Raw genomic sequence first — 18,592 nt, 5'->3', positions numbered from 1 at the left:
CGGTGACACCGTGTCCCCTTCTCGCCGCGGCGCCCTCGCAAGCGCCGCCCTTCTGCTGGCCCTGGCGCTGGTGGGCGGGCTGTTCGCCCTGGCCTACCGCTTTGACAACAAGTACACCGCCCCCCTGGCCACCGGCAGAGTGCAGGGGGCACAGCCGCTGGATGCCGCCGCCCTGCAGGCGGGGGAGCTGGCGGTCCTGGCCGGCGGCTGGGAGCTCTATGACGGGCTCTACACCCCGCAGGAACTGGCCGACGGTCGGGGAGGGGCCCCGGAGCAGACCTATATCGGCCAGTACCCCGACTTCTCCCGCCGGCAGGCGGGGCGCAGCCCGTATGGGGCCGCCACCTACCGGCTGGTGCTCACCGGCGCCCAGGCGCTGCCCGCCCTCTCCCTGCAGGTGCAGGAGGTCTTTTCGGCCAGCCGCATCTGGGTGGACGGGGTGCTGCTCTGGCAGCAGGGCCGGCCCGAGGCCGAGGGCTACCGCCCCGGGGTGCAAAACGCCCTGCTCACTTTCTCGCCGGGGGCGCGCACCGAAATCGTGGTGGAGGCGGCCAACTACAGCCACTATTACAGCGGCCTCTACTACCCGCCCCTTCTGGGGACGCCGGAGGCCCTCTCCTCGGCCCTGGCCGGGCAGCTGCTCTTTTACGGGGCGATCTCCCTGGGCGCCGTGACCCTGGCCCTCTTCTCCCTGGCCGTCTGGGCGGTGGACCGGCGGGAGCGCCACTATCTCTCCTTCGGCGGGTTCTGCCTCCTCTTCGGCCTGCACGCAGCCTACCCCCTCTTCCACTGGCTGGGCGGGCTGGGCGGGCGCTGGCCCTATGTGCTGGAAGACGCGGCCTTCTTTGGGGCGGCCTTCTGCCTGTGCTCCCTGGTCTCCCGGCTGTCCCACCTGGAAACGAGCCGGGTCCAGCGGTGGCTGGCCGATCCCCTCACCCTCTTTTTCGCCCTCTTCTCGGCTGTCTGCAACGCCTTTGTGCTGCCGCGGGCGCCGAGCTTTCTCCCCCTCTACGGCGCACTGGTCGACCTCTGCCGCCTCGGGGTGGGAAGTTATCTCATTATAACATCCTTCCGGGGGGTCCGCAAACAGCGCCCCTCGGGCTGGCTGGTCTACCTCGGCTGCTGCTGTTACGGGGTCGCCCTCTGGCTGAGCGCGGTGCAGGCCAACCGCTTTGAGCCCATCCGCGGCGGCTGGCCGGTGGAGTACGGCGGCCTGGGGTTGGTGGTGCTGCTGGCGGCGGCCATGGTGCGGGAAAATGTTCGGATCGCCCGCCAAAACCGCGCTCTCACCGCCCACCTGGAGGAAACGGTGGCCCAGCGCACCCGTCAGCTCACCGAGCTGCAAAACCAGCGGCGGCGCTTTCTGGCCGACCTGGCCCACGACATCAAGGGCCCGGCGGCGGCCATTGCTACCTATGTCTCCCTCATCCGCCAGGGCGAGGGGGGTGACGACCGGGAGCTGGGCGAGTACCTGGACATCATCGGCCAGAAGAGCGGCGAGGTGGCCCAGCGGCTGGGATACCTGCAGCGCTACACCGCCCAGGAACTGACCTCCGGCGGGCGGCAGCGGGTGGAGTTGGCCCCCTTTTTGCAGCGGCTCCACCGATCCCTGCTGCCGGACACCGACGCCTCGGCCATCCACTTCACCCTCGTCCCGCCGCCGGAAGGGGTCTCTGTGCTGGCCTTCCCCGACCGGCTGACCCGGGCGCTGGAAAACCTGGTCTACAATGCCATCGACTTCACCCCGGCGGAGGGGGAAATCGCCCTTCGCGCCGGGGTGCGGGGGAAAAGCGCCTGGATCGAGGTGATCGACAGCGGCCAGGGGGTGGAGGGGGACGACCTGCCCCGCCTCTTCGAGCGGCACTTCTCCACCCGGCAGGATAAAGACAGCCGGGGGCTGGGCCTCTTCATCGCCCGGGAGGCGCTACTTGAAATGGGGGGCGACCTCACCGCCTCCTCCCGCCCGGGGGAGGGGGCCACCTTTACCCTGACCCTCCCCCTCTGGCAGCCGCCAGAATAGGGCGGCCTTCAGGCCCGATCAGGCTCTCCCTCCCCCAATGCCCGTCATCCCCTCGCGGCAGTTCCCTTTTTAGCAGGGGCACTCCGGGGCAAAAAGTGCTCCAGGACAGGGGTGCACCAAGGCAGGGGGCGCGTCGAAGTAAGAGGCATGCCAGGGCAAAAGCGCGCCAGAACAGAAACCGCTTCGGTACAGAGGTCCACCAGAATAGACGCGCGCCGGAGCAGGGGCACGCCAAGACCGGGGCGTGCCGGGGGCAAATCCGCACCGAGACAGGGGGCGCGCCGGAGTAGAGATATGCCGAGCCAGGAGCACGTCGAGACAGAGGCGCATCGAAACAGGAGGCGCTGGGGCAGGTAGGCACCCCGAAGCAGGAGCACGCCGGGGCAGAGACCCGTCAGAACAGGAGCGCGTCGAGACAGAGACCCATTCAGAACAGGAGCGCGTCGAGACAGAGGTGCGTCAGGGCAGGGATACGCCAGAGCAGGAGCGCGCCGAGGATAGCGCGCCCGCCTGATTGTCGCCGTCCCCCTCGCACGGGGCAAAGTTTTCCCTCCCTTCCCCCTCTCTGCATCCCTACACAAAAGGGACAACAGGTCAGGGGTCCCCGGCAAAGCCGGGGGCTTGAGAAAGCCCTAGAAGGGCAGAATGCCGGCAAGCCTCTCAAGAGGCACCGAAAATCCCTCCACCTGTATCGCCTTCCCCCTCCCCCTGCCCCACAGCCCGTTAAGGGGCAATTGCACACAAAGAAAGTGTTTTGATATCGTGAGATCCCCCTTCATTTCTCGCTCCGCTTGGCGCTTGCATCTAGCGCCGCTTTCCCCTCCCCGGCTTAGCCGCGGGTCGTCATTTCACGAAATCGTAGCAGTGGCAAAGAGACGCCGCCGCCCGGCAAATCGGGCGGCGGCGTCTCTTTGTTTGGGGTGCTGTTTTCGATCGGGTGCTGTCCTGGGGGTGGGGCCCTCCCGCGCCGGGGTGCCCTTTTGGGCCGAAATAGGGCGCATGCAGAAGCGCCATCGGCACTTCGCCCGCCCACCACAGCAGTACACGGGCACAGCTCGCACCCTTCATCGGTGTGTAGCCGTGTTTCGTTGCGCCTATATTGGCGAGCAGGCGTGGGCGCGGGCAAAACAAACTGTTTGGGAAGGCGGAAAAGTTCGCCACCCCCCTACACATCCGTCCGCAACCGGGCCCAAAGACCCTTTTACAGCGGATTCATGACCCTTGCCAGAGAGTAGGGGGAACCCTCTCGCCGTCGCCCGCGGCGCGTGCCTCGGCCAGCAAGTTCCGGTAAAAGGCGGCGGCAGCGGCGCGGCGCTGGGCGGCCAGGGCCCGCCCGCGCGGGGTGTAGAGCCTGTCGCCGAGCCCCTCCAGCTTGCGGCGGTACTCGCGAAAAAAAGAGGGGGTCTTCTCCCCCTGCCCGTCGGAGATGTGGCCGTCCGGCCGCAGGGTGTAGAAAGGTTGCCCCATCTGCCCCTGGTAGAGCAGGGTACGGGCCACCCCCATGGCCCCAGAGCTGTCGATTTTGTCGGCGTCAAAGAGGATCTTGGCCTCCAGGCTCTCGGGCGGGGCGCTGCTGCGAAAGCGGTGGGTGCGAATGCAGTCCCCCACCCGCCCGGCAAAGGCGGGTGAAAAGCCGTTTTCCCGCAAAAAGCAGGCGGCCTGCACCGCACCGGCGTCGGCGTGGTCGACCCGGCTGTCGGCAAACTGCGCGGGCCGGCCGATGTCGTGCAACAGACAGGCGGCCGCCAACACCTCCCGATCGCAGCCCGGCTCGGTGGCGGCAATTTCCAGGGCCAGGTGCAGCACCCGGTAGATGTGCTCCCTGTCGTGGGCGCTGTCCTCTGTGCAGGCGAGCATCTTCCCCTCTATCAGGGCGTACTGCGCGCGCGTCAAACGCCTTTCCCCCCTCACAGCCCCCGCAGGTGGCGGTAGATGGCCTCCTCGCCCCCCAGGTCGTCGTAGTCGCCGGTGAGGGCGCCCGGGTGGTGGTAGCGCATCCCCGCCCGCTCGTCCGCCTCGAGGCGCTCCAGAAGGGCCGCCTCTCCCCGGTCCTTGAGGAAGCGGAGAAAGGCCCTGTTGCGGGGCCTCTGCAACATCAGCTCCCCGCAGGGAAACTGCTCGCACTGCCAGCAGCCGGCCAGCCCCCTGTCCAGACAGCACCGGCGAAGGGTGCAGTCCGTCTCCTGTGGGCAGCCCTCTCCCCGGCAGCCGCGGCAGTCCCCCACCTCGCAGAGGCAGCAGGCCAGCCCGCAGCAGGCAAATGATTTTTCTCTCTCCATCCCTCTTCCCCTCTCTCATTCAAAAAGGGGTGCAGCCGCCAAGCCACACCCCCATCTCCCCCCCTCCCGAGAAGGGGGAGCGCTTCCTCTTTGCCAGCTTTTATGCAGCGCTGCCCCTGCTACGGGGGGCCAGCTGGGGCCGAAACGCGCCCCCTGCCGGCCGGGCGGCGGGCTGGGGACGGCGGGCAGGACGGCGGCGGCGAGTCGGGCGCAGCAGGCTGCTCCAGCAGAGGACGGCGACCGAGGCCAGGCAGGTGATGAAGGCCTGTCCCACCGAAAAGAACCCGGCGTCAAGGGCGCCGGCGGCAAAGAAGAGGGCGGCGATGGCCAGCCCGGTGAAGATGGATCTATATGTTTTCATACGTCTCTCTCCTTCTTGTAAGCAAAGGGCATGTACAAGTTTCTTGTGTGACCTCAGTGTACCGCAAGAAACTTGTGTTGTCAATAGAGAAATCAAATTTCTTGTACTTTTTCCTTGACCGCGGCTGGGCCGCATGTTAGAATATGAACAAAAGGAGGGCTTAACAGTGGGCATTGGCAAACAGATACGGGCCGGGCGGGAGCGCCTCGGCCTCACCCAGGGCGAACTGGCCAAACAGCTTGGCATCACCAAATCCGCCGTGGGGAACTACGAAAATGAAGTCAGCCACCCCAAGGAACCTGTACTCTACAAGCTGTTTCAGGTCCTGGGGTGCGACGCCAACTACCTCTTTGCCGGGCACTACCCCGCCGGTCCCGCAGGGGTGCAGGCAGCCCTCACCGCGGAGGAGGAGGCCCTGCTCGGATGCTACCGCCAGCTGGACGACTACAGCCGCGAACTGGTGGAGACCATCCTGCAAAAGGAGGTGGAGCGCTGCCGCCGGGCCAAAACCGCCGCCCGCCGGGCCAGTACCAAGATCATCCCCTTTTACGCCCTGCCGGTCTCGGCCGGCACCGGCGTCTACCTGGACTCCAGCGACACCGAGGACCTGGAGGTCCCCCTGACCCCCGCCTCGGCCCGGGCCGACTTTGCCCTGCGGGTCTGCGGCGACAGCATGATGCCCGACTACCTGGACGGCGACATCCTGCTGGTGCGCCAGCAGGAGGCGGTGCCGGTGGGGGAGCTGGGGGTCTTCACCCTGGACGGCGAGGGCTACTTCAAGCGCTTTGGGGGCGACCGGCTGATCTCCCTCAACCCCGCCTACCCAGACATCCCCCTGGCCCGGTTCGAGCAGGTCTCCTGCAGCGGCCAGGTGGTGGGGAAGCTCTGATTTTCCCCTTCTTCAAAAAAGAGAGAGCGCCTGTCCTTTTCCCCCTCTCTGGGAAAAGGACAGGCGCTCTTTTTTGCGCTCTCTACCGCCCGTCTCGCCGCACGTAGGGCACCAACTTCTGCAGCCGGGGCCAGGCGTACTCCAAAAACCGGCGGGTGGCGGCGCACCAGCGGTATTCCCCCAAGCCGCCCGGGGTCTCCCGCTCCCGGCGACAACCGCCCCCGCAGAGGGGCCGCCAGCGGCAGCCGCCGCAGCGGGGCGCCAGGGGCAGCGGGGCGGTGAACTCGCCCGAGCGGGGCGACTGCAGCAGGTCGGAGAGGTCGTCTTCGCCGATCTCCCCCAACTTCCACTGGGGGAGGACATAGAAGTCGCAGGGGTAGACCGACCCGTCGGACTCCACCACCAGCTGGTTGGCGCAGCGCCCGCAGAGGCCGCACTCCTCTGGCGGGCGGCCGGCGGCCAGTCCCAGCAGGTTTTCAAAGTAGCGCACATTGACGTACCGCCCCCGCCGCAGGTCGCTGTGCCAGCGGTCGAAGATGCGGCAGAGAAAGTCGCCGTACTGCTTTTGGGTCAGGGCCTGGGGGCCGGCGGCCGGCTGTCCCAGGGGGGCCATACAGGGGATGAACTGCAGGTAGTCAAACCCCTGTTCCCGGTAAAAGTCCCAGACCCTGTCGGCCTGGCGGGCCACCGCTGGGGTCACCACCGTCAGGATATTCACCTCGGCCCCCGCCTCGCACAGCAGCTTGTGGGCGGCCAGCACCCGGCGAAAGGTGCCCTCTCCCCGGCTGTCCCGGCGAAAGGCGTCGTGGCTGGCGCGGGTGCCGTCGAGGGAGAGGCCCACCAAAAACCGCTCCCGGGCCAAAAAGGCGGCCCACTCGGCGTCGATGGAGCAGCCGTTGGTCTGAATGGCGTTTTCCACCCGCAGCCCCTCCCGCGAAAACTCCCTCTGCAGGGCCACCGCCCAGCGGAAGAAGTCCAGCCCGGCCAGAGTGGGCTCCCCCCCCTGAAAGGCAAAGCGGCAGGCCCCCTCGGCGGCGGCCATCCCCTTTTGGATGATTGCCACCAGGGTCTCTTCCGACATCCGCTTGCCGCTGGGGCAGCCCCCCTTTTCGGCCAAATCGGCGTAAAAGCAGTAGCTGCAGCGCAGGTCGCAGGCGTCGGAGGCGGGCTTGATGAGCATACTCACAGCGGGCACGGCGCGCTTCCCCCTCTCTCTAAAGAACGCCCCGCCAAGGGGCCACGTCGCTCCCGCCAGGCGGGAACAGGTTTTCTGTCTTGCCGTCGGGCCCCCTCGCCCCGCCGCCGTCTGCCCGGACATCCGGGGCACAGGCGGCCGAGAGGCGGCCACGGCTTTTGCCCTTTATTATAGCGGATTCTCCCTCCGCTGAAAACGACAGCTGTCTATTTTTTCTCTTCCAAATTATTTTTGCAAAGCATGCTTGACATATTTTGCAAAGCAAGCTATACTAAAAATGCAAAGCAAACTTTGCTAACAAAAAGGGAGGGATGCCTGTGAAGAGCATCATCCGCCAGCTGCGCCGGGAGCGCAAACTCTCGCAGGAGGAGTTGGCCGCCGCCGTGGGCACCACCCGGCAGACCATCACCTCCATCGAGGTGGGGAAGTACACCGCCTCTCTGCCGCTGGCCTATAAAATTGCCCACTACTTTGGGCTGACCATCGAAGAAGTTTTCGACTTTTCAGATTGGGAGGAAAATTGAAATGGAAAAGAAACTCGAACGGATGCGCGCCACCCTGCGCCGCCGGCTGGCCTTTTTTGCCATGGGCAGCGGCTGCATCCTGCTGCTGGCCGTGCTGGCGGCGACCCGGACCCTGTCGCCCCTCGTCGGCGACACCCACTACGCCGACTTCTTTGCCGGCTTTCAGACGGGCATGATCTTTGGGCTGGAGGCGGTGGCCATCTTCTTTGTGGTGCGCTACCTCCTCGCCCTGCGCGACGACGCCCGGCTCACCGCCCTCCTGCTGGAAGAACAGGACGAGCGCACCCAGTACGTGGAGCAGATGGCCGGCCGGTACAGCTGGCGGTGGATGACCATCCTGCTGCTGGCGGCAGCGGTGGTGGCGGGCTATTTCAGCATCGGGGCCTTTGTGGCCCTGGTCTGTGCCGCCCTGGCTGAGGCCCTGCTCACCGGCATCCTGCGCTTTCACTTCAACCGGCAGACCGGCGGGACCGACTGATCCTCGGCCGCCGCACAAAACAAACAAAAAAAGAGGGGATCGGGGCTGACAGCCCCGGTCCCCTCTCGCCGTTTTCCCATCTCAAAAGGTCGGCTCTAGTAGTTGCCCTGCTCTTTGGCCCGCTCCATCAGCGCGTCGATGCGCTCTTCGGAGTAGCCCGCCCGCTGCAGGATGTCGCGGGTGTGGTTGAGGCTCAACTTGACGGTGGGCTCCTTCTCAATGGCCCAGAGCACCTCGTCGAGCATGTCGTTGAGGGCCTCTTTCTCCCCCTCTTTGACCAGCATCTTCACAAAGTTGGGGAAATTCTCCTCCCAGTAGAGGATCGGCTGGTAGCGGGGGCGCTTCTCAAAGTCGCCGTTCACGATGCCACCCTTCAGGCCGTAGCGCGCCTCGTAGCGGATCAGCCGCTGGCGCAGCTTGTCAGCCACCGCCCGCATCTCGGGGGTGCCGCCGCCGTACAGGAGGTTCTCGGTCTCCTGCGGGTCGGCCACCATGTCAAAGAGCTGCTCGTCATCGCCGTAGGAGTAGACGTACTTGTACCGCTCGTCCCGCAGCATGCACCAGCGCTTGCTGTCCCTCTGGTGCTCCACGTACTGGTAGCGCCGGTCCTTGACCCCCTCGCCAAAGACGCTCTCCCCCGGCAGGTCGTAGACGTCGGGGTACTCGGCCCCGGCGGCGTCCAGGAAGGTGGGCAGCACGTCGTTGAGGTCGACAAAGCGGGGATCCCTCTCTCCCGCCGCCACCTGTTTGGGCCAGTGGACGATGAAGGGGATCTTGCAGGAGGGGTCGTAGGGGAGGAATTTCTGGTAGGTGCCCAGGTCCCCCAGCATCTCGCCGTGGTCGCTGGTGAAGAGGATCAGGGTGTCGTCGTAGAGGTCCAACTCCTTGAGTTTCTCCACGATCCGCCCCACCTGGAAGTCCACGTAGGAGATGGCCGCCGCGTACATCTCCCGCATCCGCTGCACCGCCTCGGGGGTGGGCAGGTCGCCCAGGGTCTTGTTCTCCTCGGCCAGCAGGCCCAGGGGGGTCTTGGGGACAGAGGGAGCCGGCAGTTTGCCCTTGTACATCTCGGCCCACTCGTCGGGGATGTGCAGGGGGGGATGGGGGTGGATGAACCCGGTCCAGAGGAGGAAGGGCCGCCGGCCCCGCTGCTCGTCCAGGTACTGGATCGAGCGGTCGGCCACCCAGTGGGAGCCGTGCAGCTCTTCGGGCATCAGGGCCCGCTGGGGCTGCATGTAGAGGCAGTGGCGCACCCCGTTGATGCTCTGCAGGTTGCCGTAGCCCTTCTCCTTCAAAAAGAGCATGTAGTCGTCGGCCTCCCTGTCGGGGGGGACCTCGTCCATGTTGAAGAAGTGGTCAAAGCCGTTCATCCGCCGCTCGGGCTGAAAGTGCATCTTCCCCACGGCGCAGGTGTCGTAGCCGTTGTCCGAGAGGATCTGGGGGAAGGTGGGCAGGTAGTAGGGCAGGGGCTTGGCCTCGTCCCCGAAGTAGTTGTCGTCAAAGCCGTGGTGGCGGTCGGTGAGCCCGGTGAGCAGGTTGTGCCGGGCGGGGATACAGACCGGGTTGGGGGAGTAGGCGTTTTCATACACCCTTCCCTCGGCGGCCAGGGCATCGATGTTGGGCGTCTGCATGAAGTCGGCCCCGTAGCAGCCCAGGTAGTCGCTGCGCAGCTGATCGCAGGTGATGAGGAGGATGTTGGGACGCCGGTCCTCCTGGTTGACTCGGTAACGCATGGTAACCATCCTTTCCATTGATTCAGATCCGCTGGCCGGGCCGGGTGGGCGCGGAGAGGCGGTCTTCGCGGGAAGTGGGCGGGGCGGCATACCGCCCCAGCTTTGCCTCCATTATAGCTTTCAGCCCCCGGTCGGAAAACGACACCTGTCATCTTTGCCGCAAAAATTTGCCCAACGCCCGGGGCAGATCGCCTGTCAAAAGCGGGGAATTTGCCCGGTATTTCTTGTATAAATCGGCCGCCTGTGCTAATCTGGTGGGGAGAGAAACACCTTAATAAAAGGCGGTGATAGAGATGGGCGAACCACTGGAGCGCTGGCCCTGGGCGGCCAACCTCTTCTCCCCCCTCCCCCCCGAGGAGAAAGAGAAGATCACCCTGGTGGAGCAGGCCGCCCGCCAGACCCTGATCGAAAAGGACAGCTTTGCCCCGCCCGACCTGTTTTTGGTGGTCAAAGGGGTGTGCGAACTGTACAGCGCCTTCTCCCTGGCGGGGGACAACGACCTGGGCTACCGCATCTGCGCCAACCAGTTCATCGGCCTGTCGGAAATCGTCAGCCCCGTCCCCATGAAGCGGACGGCGGCGGTGGTGGCCAAGACCCCCCTCTGCGCCCTGCGCATCCGGGGGGAGGACTTTCTGCGCTGGAGCCAGGTCTGCCTGCCGGTCTACAACGCCGTGATTTTTGAGAGCTTGGAGCAAAAGCACCGCCTGCAGACGCTCTACCGCAACTGCTCGGTCACCGACTCGGTGCTGGCCGGGGCCTATTACCTGGACTACCTCTACGGGGTCTACCTGGGCTGCTATCCCGAGGGCTACCAGGGCCCGGTGCGGCTGTGGGAGACCCAGTCCGAGATCGCCCAGTCCATCCGCCGGGACCCCCGCTCGGTGGCCCGCATCATCCAAAAGTTGCGGGAGGCCGGCTGCGTGGGGGTGGAGCGGGGAAAGGTGGTCATCACCCCCGCCCAGCGAAAGACCCTGCGCCGCTTCATCGAGGAGCGCTCCCTCTAAAACCGGGGGAGCGCCCCTTTTTGCAAAAAAGCCGACAACTGTCCTATTTTTTAAAGGGCAGCTCTGCTACACTGAAAAAAATGCCCGCGGGCAGACCAGCGAAAGGAGCGCGACGGCAACATGACCCTCTTTGAAGAGATCGCCCAGAGCCGGGGCAAACGGCTGTTGGTGGGGGGCCACCGGGGACACCTCTCCCAGGTGCGGGAAAACACCCTCGAAAACTTTGCGGAGGTGGCGGAGCTGGGCCTCTCCCACATCGAAATCGACGTTCAGCTCTCCAAGGACCAGGTGGCCATGGTCTACCACGACCTGGACTTGAGCGAGCGCTCCCCCCTGCCGGGGCGGGTGGCCGACTACACCGCAGCCGAGCTGAAGGCGGCCTTCTCCATCAACACCTTGGACGAGTGCCTGGCCTGGTGCCGGGCGCGGGAGCTGCCCGCCGCCCTGGAAATCAAATGCGAACTGCTGCAGATGGCCCCCACCATGCCCCGCCTGGCCGAGGAGATCGCCCGCTCGGTCGAGGCGCACGACTTTGCTGAGTACAGCTTCGTCTTCGGCACCGACTACCACACCCTGCGCCAAATCAAGCAGCTGCTGCCAAAGGCCCATCTGGGGCTGATCGTCCCCTTTGTCCCCGCCGACCCGGTACGGCTGATGGCGGAGATGGAGGCCGAGATCTACCTCTGCTACATCGACAACCTCTGTCCCGCGCTGGTGGCGCAGCTGCACCGGGCGGGCTACTTGGTGGACGGTTCGGTCATCAACAGCGAGGGGCGGCTGCGCCAGGCCCTGGCCCTGGGGGTCGACCTAATTGAATCGGACCACCCGGAGGAGATGCTCCCCCTCTGCCGGCAGCTGGAAGCGCAGGCAGACAGATAAAAAAAGCGGGCCCCATTGTCGGTGGGCCCGCTTTCTTAACAGAGAGGGCAGGCCAACTCTCCCAGAAACCGGAAAACCGCCAATGTAGGCGCTTCGTCCCTCCCCTTTTCTTTTGCAAAATAGACATTTGTCATATTTCCCCTCAAAATCACCGTGCTATACTAAAACCAGTAGCAGCCGGAAGGGTCCGCTCGCCAGAGGGGCCGCCGGCTTTGGATACGACTTTCAAAAGGAGTGTGTATGATGAAAAAGATTGGAGCCGTTTCGCTGGCCTGCCTGTTGGCGGCCTCCGCCCTCCTCTCCGGTTGCGGCAAGTCCGACGACAAGGGGGACGCCTCCTCCAGTGGCGGCAGCGAGTACAAGAGCATCGGTTACGTTTGCAGCGCCCTGGGCGACAAGTCCTTCACCGACCTGTCCTGGTCGGGCATTCAGCGGACCGCCAGCGACCTGGGGATGACTGCCAAGGCCATCGAGTGGGGGACCGACAAGTCCAAGATGGAGCCCTGCATCCGCGACGCCGCCGAGAGCTATGACATCGTCCTCTTCAACGGCAACGAGTACGTGGAGATCCTGCAGCGCATCCACACCGACTACCCCGACGTGAAGTTCATCGCCACCGACATGACCCCGACCCTGGAGTGGGACATCCCCAACCTCTTCGGCGTCAACTCCAAACAGCACCAGGGCGACTTCCTGGCCGGGGCCCTGGCCCAGAAGATGTCCAAGACCGGCACCATCGGCCTGGTTGCGGGCACCGACACCGTCTCGATCAACGACTTTATCATCGGCTACGTGCAGGGGTCCCTGCAGGCCAACCCCAGCGGCAAGGTGGCCCACTCCTTCATCGGCAGCTACACCGACACCGCCAAAGCCAAAGAGCTGGCCCTGGTGCAGATCAACCAGTCCAAGGCCGACATCATCCACCAGGTGGCCGGCGGCGCCGGGCTGGGCGTCTTTGAGGCCTGCAAGGACAACGGCATCTGGGGCATCGGCGTGGACGCCGACCAGCGCGAGTTCTTCATCGACAGCAAGGCCGATCTGGCCGACGTCATCCTCACCTCGATGATGAAGCGCAACGACATGTCCATGGAAAAGGCCATCCGCGACACCGTGGCCGGCACTGCCGAATACGGCAAGCTGAACATGTGGGGCGTGGCCGAGGGCGTCACCGTCCTGGCCAAGAACGACTTCTACAAGGCCAATGTCCCCCAGGAGACCCAGGACTACATCGACGATCTGGAAAAGAAGATCGCCTCGGGCGAGCTGGTGGTCAAGACCGTCTACGGCATGGAGCAGGACGAGTTCGTCTCCATCCGCGACAGCGTCAAGCCGTAAATCCCCTCTGAAACCTCCCCTTCACCCATAAAAAAAGGACTTCGGATTTTTTCCGAAGTCCTTTTTCTCTGTACAATGTCAGCCGTTGCCCTGCGCCTTGGCCCGCTCCATCAGCGCGTCGACCCGCTCTTCGGCGTAGCCCGCCCGCAGCAGGATGTCCCGGGCGTGGGTCTGTGCCGGTTTGGAGGTGGGCTCCTTTTGGATGGCCCAGAGCACCTCGTCGAGCATGTCGTCCAGCTCCTCTCTCTCCCCCTCCCTGACCAGGGAGCGGACAAAGGGGGGGAAGTTCTCCTCCCAGTAGAGGGACGGCTGGTAGCGGGGGCGCTTCTCAAAGTCGCCGTTCACGACACCGCCCTTCAGGCCGTAGCGCGCCTCGTAGCGGATCAGCCGCCGGCGCAGCCGGTCGGCCACTGCCCGCATCTCGGGGGTGCCGCCGCCGCACAGGAGGTTCTCGGTCTCCTGCGGGTCGGCCGCCATGTCAAAGAGCTGCTCGTCGTCTCCGTAGGAGTAGACGTACTTGTACCGCTCGTCCCGCAGCATGCACCAGCGCTTGCTCCCCTGCTGGTGTTCGGCGTACTGGTAGCGCCGATCCTTGACCCCCTCGCCAAAGACGCTCTCCCCCGGCAGGTCGTAGACGTCGGGGTACGCGGCCCCGGCGGCGTCCAAAAAGGTGGGGAGGATGTCGTAGAGGTCGACAAAGCGGGGATCCCTCTCCCCGGCCCCCACCCGCTGCGGCCAGCGCAGGACAAACGGGACCTTGCAGGAGGCGTCGTAAGGGAGGAATTTCTGGTAGGTGCCCAGGTCCCCCAGCATCTCGCCGTGGTCGCTGGTGAAGAGGATCAGGGTGTCGTCGTAGAGGTCCAGCTCTTTCAGTTTCTCCACGATCCGCCCCACCTGGTGGTCGCAGTAGGAGACGCAGGCCGCGTAGAGCTCCCGCATCCGCTGGAGGGAGGCGTCGTCGGCCAGGTCGCCCAGGGTCTTGTTCTCCTCGGCCAGCAGGCCCAGGGGGGTCTTGGGGACCGCCGGGGCCGGCAGCTTGCCGGCGTACATCTCGGCCCACTCGTCGGGCGCGTCAAAGGGCGGGTGGGGGTGGATAAAGCTGGTCCAGAGGAGGAAGGGCCGCCGGCCCCGCTGCTCGTCCAGGTACTGGATCGAGCGGTCGGCCACCCAGCGGGAGCCGTGCAGCACCTCGGGCAGCAGGCTGCGCTGGGGCTGCATGTAGAGGCAGTGGCGCACCCCGTGAAAACTCTGCACCCGGCCGTAGCCCTGCTCTTTGAGAAATTGCAGATAGCTGTCCGCCTCCCGGGAGGAGGGACCCTCCTCCATGGCGAAGAAGTGGTCGAACCCGCTGGCCCGCCGCTCGGGCTGAAAGTGCATCTTTCCCACGGCGCAGGTGTCGTAGCCGCTGTCCGAGAGGATCTGGGGGAAGGTGGGCAGCTTGTAGGAGAGGGACGGGGCGTCGGGGGCCCAGCGGTTGTCGTAAAACTGGTGGTGCCGGCAGCCCAGCCCGGTGAGCAGCCCCATGCGGGCGGGGATGCAGACCGGGTTGGGGGAGTAGGCGTTTTCATACACCCTTCCCTCGGCGGCCAGGGCGTCGATATGGGGCGTCTGCATGAAGTCGGCCCCGTAGCAGCCCAGGTAGTCGCTGCGCAGCTGATCGCAGGTGATGAGGAGGATATTGGGGCGCCGGTCCTCCCGGTTGACGCGAAAGCGCATGAAGGTTCATCCTTTCCATTGTATTGACCCGCCGCCTGTGCTATCCTAAAAGACAGGAATACAGGAGAACGGAGGCGGTGATCGGTGACACATTTGCTGGAGCAGTGGCCCCAGGCGGCCCCCTTTTTTGAGGGGCTGCCCCAGGAGGAGCAGGAGAAGATCGAGCTGTGCCAGATCGGCCCGGGGGAGCTCCTCATCGAGAAGGACAGCTTTGCCCCGCCCGACCTGTTCTTTCTGGTCCGGGGGGTGTGCGAGCACTTTCGCGCCTTCGCCGAGAGCGGCGACAACGACCTGACGGGCATCCGCCTCTTTGCCGGGCAGTTCATCGGGGTGGCGGAGATCCTCTCCCCCCAGCCCATGAAGCGGCGCAACCAGGTGCGGGCCAAGACCCAGGTCTCGGCCCTGCGCATCCGGGGGGAGGACTTTCTGCGCTGGAGCCAGATCTGCCTGCCGGTCTACAACGCCATCCTCCTCTACATCATCGAGCAAAAGCACGACGACCAGCGCCTCTACCGAGAGTGCAACGTCAACAACTCCCTGCTGGCGGGGGCCCGCTATCTCAGCTTCCTCTACTCCATCTACCGCGACTGCTGCGAGCCCGACGAGGAGGGGGCCATCCGCATCCTCGAGACCCGCTCGGAGATCGGCCGCTACATCGGCCGCGACCCCCGCTCGGTGGACCGCATCATCCAAAAGCTGCGGGAAAAGGGGTATGTGGGGGGCTCCCACCGCAAGATCACCGTCACCGAGGAGCAGCACCAGCGGCTTCTCGATCTGGTGGAGGAGCTGACCCTCTGATGGGACACCCCCATTATAGCCGCCTCCAGAAGGGGGGAAAACGACAGCTGTCGCATTCTCCCCCCACCGGCAAGACAGGGGCGGTGGAGGGGCTCATTTTTCCAAATCGGGCAAAAGAGGGGCAGATGGCAGCGTTTTGCCTGGGCGATTTCACCGAAAAATCGAAAATCCGTTTGTTTTTTTGGGGGAAGCGACAATTGTCGTTTCCCCCCTTTTGCCGCCATGCTACACTGTTTGCAGCAACTGGGGACACAGGATTCGCCGACAGGGCCCGTCTGGCGAGCGCTCGCCCCCTCCGCCAAATTGAACACTTTGAGACATGAGAAAAAGGAGCGACATCGCAATGAAAAAGACTGGAGCCATCGCCCTGGCGTGCCTGTTGACCGCCTCTGCCCTGCTCACCGGCTGCGGCCAGTCCGGCGAGGGCGGAGACGCCTCTTCCGCCGGCGGCAGCGAGTACAAAAGCGTGGGCTACATCTGCGCCCAGCTGGGCGACAAATCCTTCAACGACCTCTCCTGGTCGGGGGTGCAGAAGGCCGCTCAGGAAATCGACCTGAACGCCAAGTGCATCGAGTACGGCACCGACAAGTCCAAGATGGAGCCGTCCGTCCGCGACGCGGCCGAGGGCTACGACATTGTGGTGATGAACGGCAACGAGTTCTATGAGATCCTCGACCGCATCTACACCGAGTACCCCGACACCAAGTTCATCGTCACCGATCTGACCCCCACCACCGAGGTGAACATCCCCAACGTCTTCGCCGTCATGAGCAAGCAGCACGAGGGCGAATACCTGGCCGGCGCCCTGGCCCAGAAGATGTCCAGGACCGGCACCATCGGCCTGGTGGCCGGCGCCGACACCGTGCCCATCAACAACTTCATCATCGGCTACATCCAGGGCTCGCTGGAGGCCAACCCCAGCGGCAAGGTGGCCAACTCCTTCATCGGCGGCTTCACCGACACCGCCAAGGCCAAAGAGCTGGCCCTGGTGCAGGCCAACCAGATGAGGGCCGACGTCATCCACCAGGTGGCCGGCGGCGCCGGGCTGGGCGTCTTTGAGGCCTGCAAGGACAAGGGCCTCTGGGGCATCGGCGTGGACGCCGACCAGCGCGAGTTCTTCATCGACACCAAGCCGGAGATCGCCGACGTCATCCTCACCTCTATGACCAAGCGCAACGACATCACCATGGCCAAGGCCATCAAAGACACCGTCGAGGGCACCGCCGAGTACGGCAAGCTCTACAAGTGGGGCCTCAAGGAGGGGATCACCGTCCTCGCCGAGAACGACTACTACAAGGCCCAGGTCCCCCAGGAGGCCCAGGACTACATCGGCGGCCTCTCCGCCAAGATCGCCTCGGGCGAGATCGAGGTGAAGATGGTCTACGGAATGGACCAGGACGAGTACGTCACCTTCCGCGACAGCGTCAAGCCGTAAATCCCCCTTTCAACTGCTTTCCCCAAAAATCCATAGAGGGCGGCGGCGCTCGGCTTCCTCAAGGCCGGGCGCCGCCGCTTGCCGTCTCCCCCGGCGAGAGGGGGAAACCCAAACTCCCCCGGCCGGCGATTGCGGCACGGGGGAGAATGTGTTAAAATACCTTTATAAGCGGCCTCGCGCCGCCCCCGGCCGCCTTCTGCCCGGGGCCATCTCTCCGCCCTGCGGGCGGACCTTTGGGAGGTGCACCGTGAAACTGCAAGAGTCGGGTGAAAACTATCTGGAGACCATCCTTCTCCTCCGCCAGCGGCAGGGGCACGTCCGCTCCATCGACGTGGCCACCGAACTGGGCTTCTCCAAGCCCAGCATCAGCCGGGCCATCGGCATCCTCAAATCTGCCGGCTATGTGCAGGTGGGGGAAGGGGGCAACATCCTCCTCACCGAGGCGGGGCAGCAAAAGGCCGAGGCGGTCTATGAGCGCCACCGGCTGATCTCCCGCTACCTGGTCCTCACCCTCGGCGTCCCGGCTGAGATCGCCGACGCCGACGCCTGCCGCATCGAGCACATCATCAGCCAGGAGTCCTTCGACCAAATCAAGGCCTTCGTCGCCCGGGAGGACGGCGAGGGGCGTTGACTTCCTCTACACCCACAGATAGGGGGCCCTTTCCCGGCGGGAAAGGGCCCCCTATCTTTTTTCCGCCGGGTCTTACCCGGCCAGTCCCCTGGCCCGGTAGAGCTCCTGCAGGGCCGCAATGGCCTGACAGGTCTCCTCGCGGCTGCCAAAGCCGGTGAGGCGAAAATACCCCTCGCCGTTTCTGCCAAACCCGGCGCCGGGCACCCCGGCCACCCCGGCCTCGCGCAGGAGCAGGTCAAAAAACTCCCAGGAGCCCATCCCCTCCGGGCAGGCCATCCAGATGTAGGGGGAGCAGACCCCGCCGGTAAACCAGACCCCCAACTCCCGCAGGGCGGCGGCGATCAGGGCGGCGTTCTCCCGGTAAAAGGCGGTGGCCTCGCCGGTCTGCCGCCGCCCCTCGGGGGTGAAGACCGCGGCCGCCCCCCGCTGCACCACATAGGAGACGCCGTTAAACTTGGTGGTCTGGCGGCGCAGCCACATCCGGTTGAGGGACATCCCCTCCCGCTCCAGGGTCCGGGGCACCACGGTGTAGCCGCAGCGCATCCCGGTGAAACCGGCGGTCTTGGAGAGGGAGCTGATTTCGATGGCGCACTCCTTGGCCCCCTCCACCTCGTAGATGCTGTGGGGCAGGTCCCCCGTCACAAAGCTCTCATAGGCCGCGTCGAAAAGAATGACGGCCCCCCGCGCCCGGGCGTAGTCCACCCAGCTCTGCAGCATCGCGCGGGTGTAGACCGCGCCGGTGGGGTTGCCCGGGGAGCAGAGGTAGATGAGGTCGGCCTTCACCGAGGGATCGGGCAGGGGGAGAAAGTCGTTTTCCTCCCCTCCATCCATAAAGAGGACTTTGCGGCCATCCATGGTGTTGGTGTCCAGGTAGACTGGGTAGACCGGGTCGGGGATGAGAGCGGTGTTCTCTTTAGAGAAGAGGTCGAGGATGTTCCCCAAATCGCTGTTGGCCCCATCGCTGACAAAAATCTCCTCCAGGTCCAGGGAGACCCCGAACGCAGCGTAGTACTGCTGAATCCTCTCCCGCAAAAAGTCATACCCCTGCTCGGGCCCATACCCGCGAAAGGTCTCGGCCGCCGACATCTCCTCCACCGCTTTGCCGAGGGCGCCGATGACCGCCGGGCAGAGAGGCAGGGTCACATCCCCCACCCCCAGGCGGTAGATAGGTTTGCCCGGGTGGCGCCTCCTCTCTTCCGCCACCCTTTTGGTGACGGTGGAAAAGAGGTAGTTTGGCTGTAAGTTGCGGTAGTTTCCGTTGATTTGCAATGGTGTTCCCCCCTGTCGGTACAGCGCGGCATTCAAACCGCCCTCC

The 18,592-nt window shown here is 65.0% G+C and carries 17 protein-coding genes; 10 read left to right on the top strand and 7 right to left on the bottom strand.

From position 1 onward, the window contains the following. The first annotated feature begins 10 nt into the window (after nucleotides 1–10). On the top strand, nucleotides 11–2,020 hold the full coding sequence (locus tag KQI11_RS01725; RefSeq protein WP_216400850.1) for a sensor histidine kinase: 2,010 nt from the start codon (nucleotides 11–13) through the stop codon (nucleotides 2,018–2,020). Nucleotides 2,021–3,232: 1,212 nt separating this feature from the next. Here the strand turns inward: KQI11_RS01725 and KQI11_RS01720 are convergent. The 3 genes from KQI11_RS01720 to KQI11_RS01710 form a co-directional block, all read right to left on the bottom strand. Then, nucleotides 3,233–3,913, bottom strand: a complete 681-nt coding sequence (locus KQI11_RS01720; protein WP_286172421.1) for an HD domain-containing protein — start codon at nucleotides 3,911–3,913, stop codon at nucleotides 3,233–3,235. A gap of 14 nt (nucleotides 3,914–3,927) precedes the next feature. Continuing rightward, a complete protein-coding gene (locus KQI11_RS01715) occupies nucleotides 3,928–4,299 on the bottom strand; it encodes a DUF3795 domain-containing protein (protein WP_185915623.1) in 372 nt (123 codons plus the stop codon). Nucleotides 4,300–4,399: 100 nt separating this feature from the next. Continuing rightward, nucleotides 4,400–4,660, bottom strand: a complete 261-nt coding sequence (locus tag KQI11_RS01710; RefSeq protein ID WP_216400849.1) for a hypothetical protein — start codon at nucleotides 4,658–4,660, stop codon at nucleotides 4,400–4,402. Nucleotides 4,661–4,826: 166 nt separating this feature from the next. Here KQI11_RS01710 and KQI11_RS01705 point away from each other — a divergent pair, with 166 nt between their 5' ends. After that, the gene (locus KQI11_RS01705; RefSeq protein ID WP_185915621.1) at nucleotides 4,827–5,549 is read left to right on the top strand and encodes a helix-turn-helix domain-containing protein; all 723 of its coding nucleotides are present in this window, start codon (nucleotides 4,827–4,829) and stop codon (nucleotides 5,547–5,549) included. 82 nt (nucleotides 5,550–5,631) lie between these two features. Here KQI11_RS01705 and KQI11_RS01700 read toward each other — a convergent pair whose 3' ends face one another. Next, entirely contained in the window at nucleotides 5,632–6,744 is a 1,113-nt protein-coding gene (locus KQI11_RS01700) for a radical SAM/SPASM domain-containing protein (RefSeq protein WP_216400848.1), read from the bottom strand. Nucleotides 6,745–7,061: 317 nt separating this feature from the next. Between KQI11_RS01700 and KQI11_RS01695 the strand changes: the two genes are divergently transcribed. Beyond that, nucleotides 7,062–7,268, top strand: a complete 207-nt coding sequence (locus KQI11_RS01695) for a helix-turn-helix transcriptional regulator (RefSeq protein ID WP_021658022.1) — start codon at nucleotides 7,062–7,064, stop codon at nucleotides 7,266–7,268. A gap of 1 nt (nucleotide 7,269) precedes the next feature. Further along, the gene (locus KQI11_RS01690; protein WP_216400847.1) at nucleotides 7,270–7,746 is read left to right on the top strand and encodes a hypothetical protein; all 477 of its coding nucleotides are present in this window, start codon (nucleotides 7,270–7,272) and stop codon (nucleotides 7,744–7,746) included. 95 nt (nucleotides 7,747–7,841) lie between these two features. On the opposite strand, the gene KQI11_RS01685 is transcribed toward KQI11_RS01690, so the two are convergent. Further along, nucleotides 7,842–9,479, bottom strand: a complete 1,638-nt coding sequence (locus KQI11_RS01685; RefSeq protein WP_243164336.1) for a sulfatase family protein — start codon at nucleotides 9,477–9,479, stop codon at nucleotides 7,842–7,844. 293 nt (nucleotides 9,480–9,772) lie between these two features. On the opposite strand from KQI11_RS01685, the gene KQI11_RS01680 reads away from it, so the two are divergent. The 3 genes from KQI11_RS01680 (at nucleotide 9,773) to KQI11_RS01670 (ending at nucleotide 12,697) form a co-directional block, all read left to right on the top strand. Then, the gene (locus KQI11_RS01680) at nucleotides 9,773–10,483 is read left to right on the top strand and encodes a Crp/Fnr family transcriptional regulator (protein ID WP_216400846.1); all 711 of its coding nucleotides are present in this window, start codon (nucleotides 9,773–9,775) and stop codon (nucleotides 10,481–10,483) included. 120 nt (nucleotides 10,484–10,603) lie between these two features. Further along, entirely contained in the window at nucleotides 10,604–11,362 is a 759-nt protein-coding gene (locus KQI11_RS01675) for a glycerophosphodiester phosphodiesterase (RefSeq protein WP_216400845.1), read from the top strand. Nucleotides 11,363–11,605: 243 nt separating this feature from the next. Further along, complete coding sequence (locus KQI11_RS01670) at nucleotides 11,606–12,697, top strand: BMP family lipoprotein (RefSeq protein ID WP_216400844.1); 1,092 nt, start codon at nucleotides 11,606–11,608, stop codon at nucleotides 12,695–12,697. A gap of 78 nt (nucleotides 12,698–12,775) precedes the next feature. Here KQI11_RS01670 and KQI11_RS01665 read toward each other — a convergent pair whose 3' ends face one another. Next, nucleotides 12,776–14,413 (bottom strand): sulfatase family protein, encoded by a 1,638-nt coding sequence (locus tag KQI11_RS01665; RefSeq protein ID WP_216400843.1) that lies wholly within the window; start codon nucleotides 14,411–14,413, stop codon nucleotides 12,776–12,778. Nucleotides 14,414–14,497: 84 nt separating this feature from the next. On the opposite strand from KQI11_RS01665, the gene KQI11_RS01660 reads away from it, so the two are divergent. From KQI11_RS01660 to KQI11_RS01650, 3 genes are all read left to right on the top strand, one after another. Continuing rightward, nucleotides 14,498–15,211: a Crp/Fnr family transcriptional regulator gene (locus tag KQI11_RS01660; protein WP_185915614.1), complete on the top strand. Its 714-nt coding sequence runs from the start codon at nucleotides 14,498–14,500 to the stop codon at nucleotides 15,209–15,211. A 343-nt stretch (nucleotides 15,212–15,554) separates the two neighbouring features. Then, nucleotides 15,555–16,646, top strand: coding sequence for a BMP family lipoprotein (locus KQI11_RS01655; protein WP_216400842.1), 1,092 nt, complete (start codon nucleotides 15,555–15,557; stop codon nucleotides 16,644–16,646). Between the two features lie 247 nt (nucleotides 16,647–16,893). Beyond that, nucleotides 16,894–17,277: a metal-dependent transcriptional regulator gene (locus KQI11_RS01650; protein WP_353653886.1), complete on the top strand. Its 384-nt coding sequence runs from the start codon at nucleotides 16,894–16,896 to the stop codon at nucleotides 17,275–17,277. Nucleotides 17,278–17,349: 72 nt separating this feature from the next. Here KQI11_RS01650 and KQI11_RS01645 read toward each other — a convergent pair whose 3' ends face one another. Continuing rightward, nucleotides 17,350–18,546 carry an LL-diaminopimelate aminotransferase gene (locus tag KQI11_RS01645; protein WP_216400841.1) on the bottom strand — a complete coding sequence of 399 codons (1,197 nt, stop codon included), beginning with the start codon at nucleotides 18,544–18,546 and terminating at the stop codon, nucleotides 17,350–17,352. Nucleotides 18,547–18,592: the final 46 nt, after the last annotated feature.

The organism is Acetanaerobacterium sp. MSJ-12, assembly GCF_018917875.1.
Lineage (GTDB): Bacteria > Bacillota > Clostridia > Oscillospirales > Ruminococcaceae > Bittarella > Bittarella massiliensis.
The sequence above is the reverse complement of the archived record's forward strand: the minus strand, read 5'-3'. Positions and strand labels throughout refer to the sequence as shown.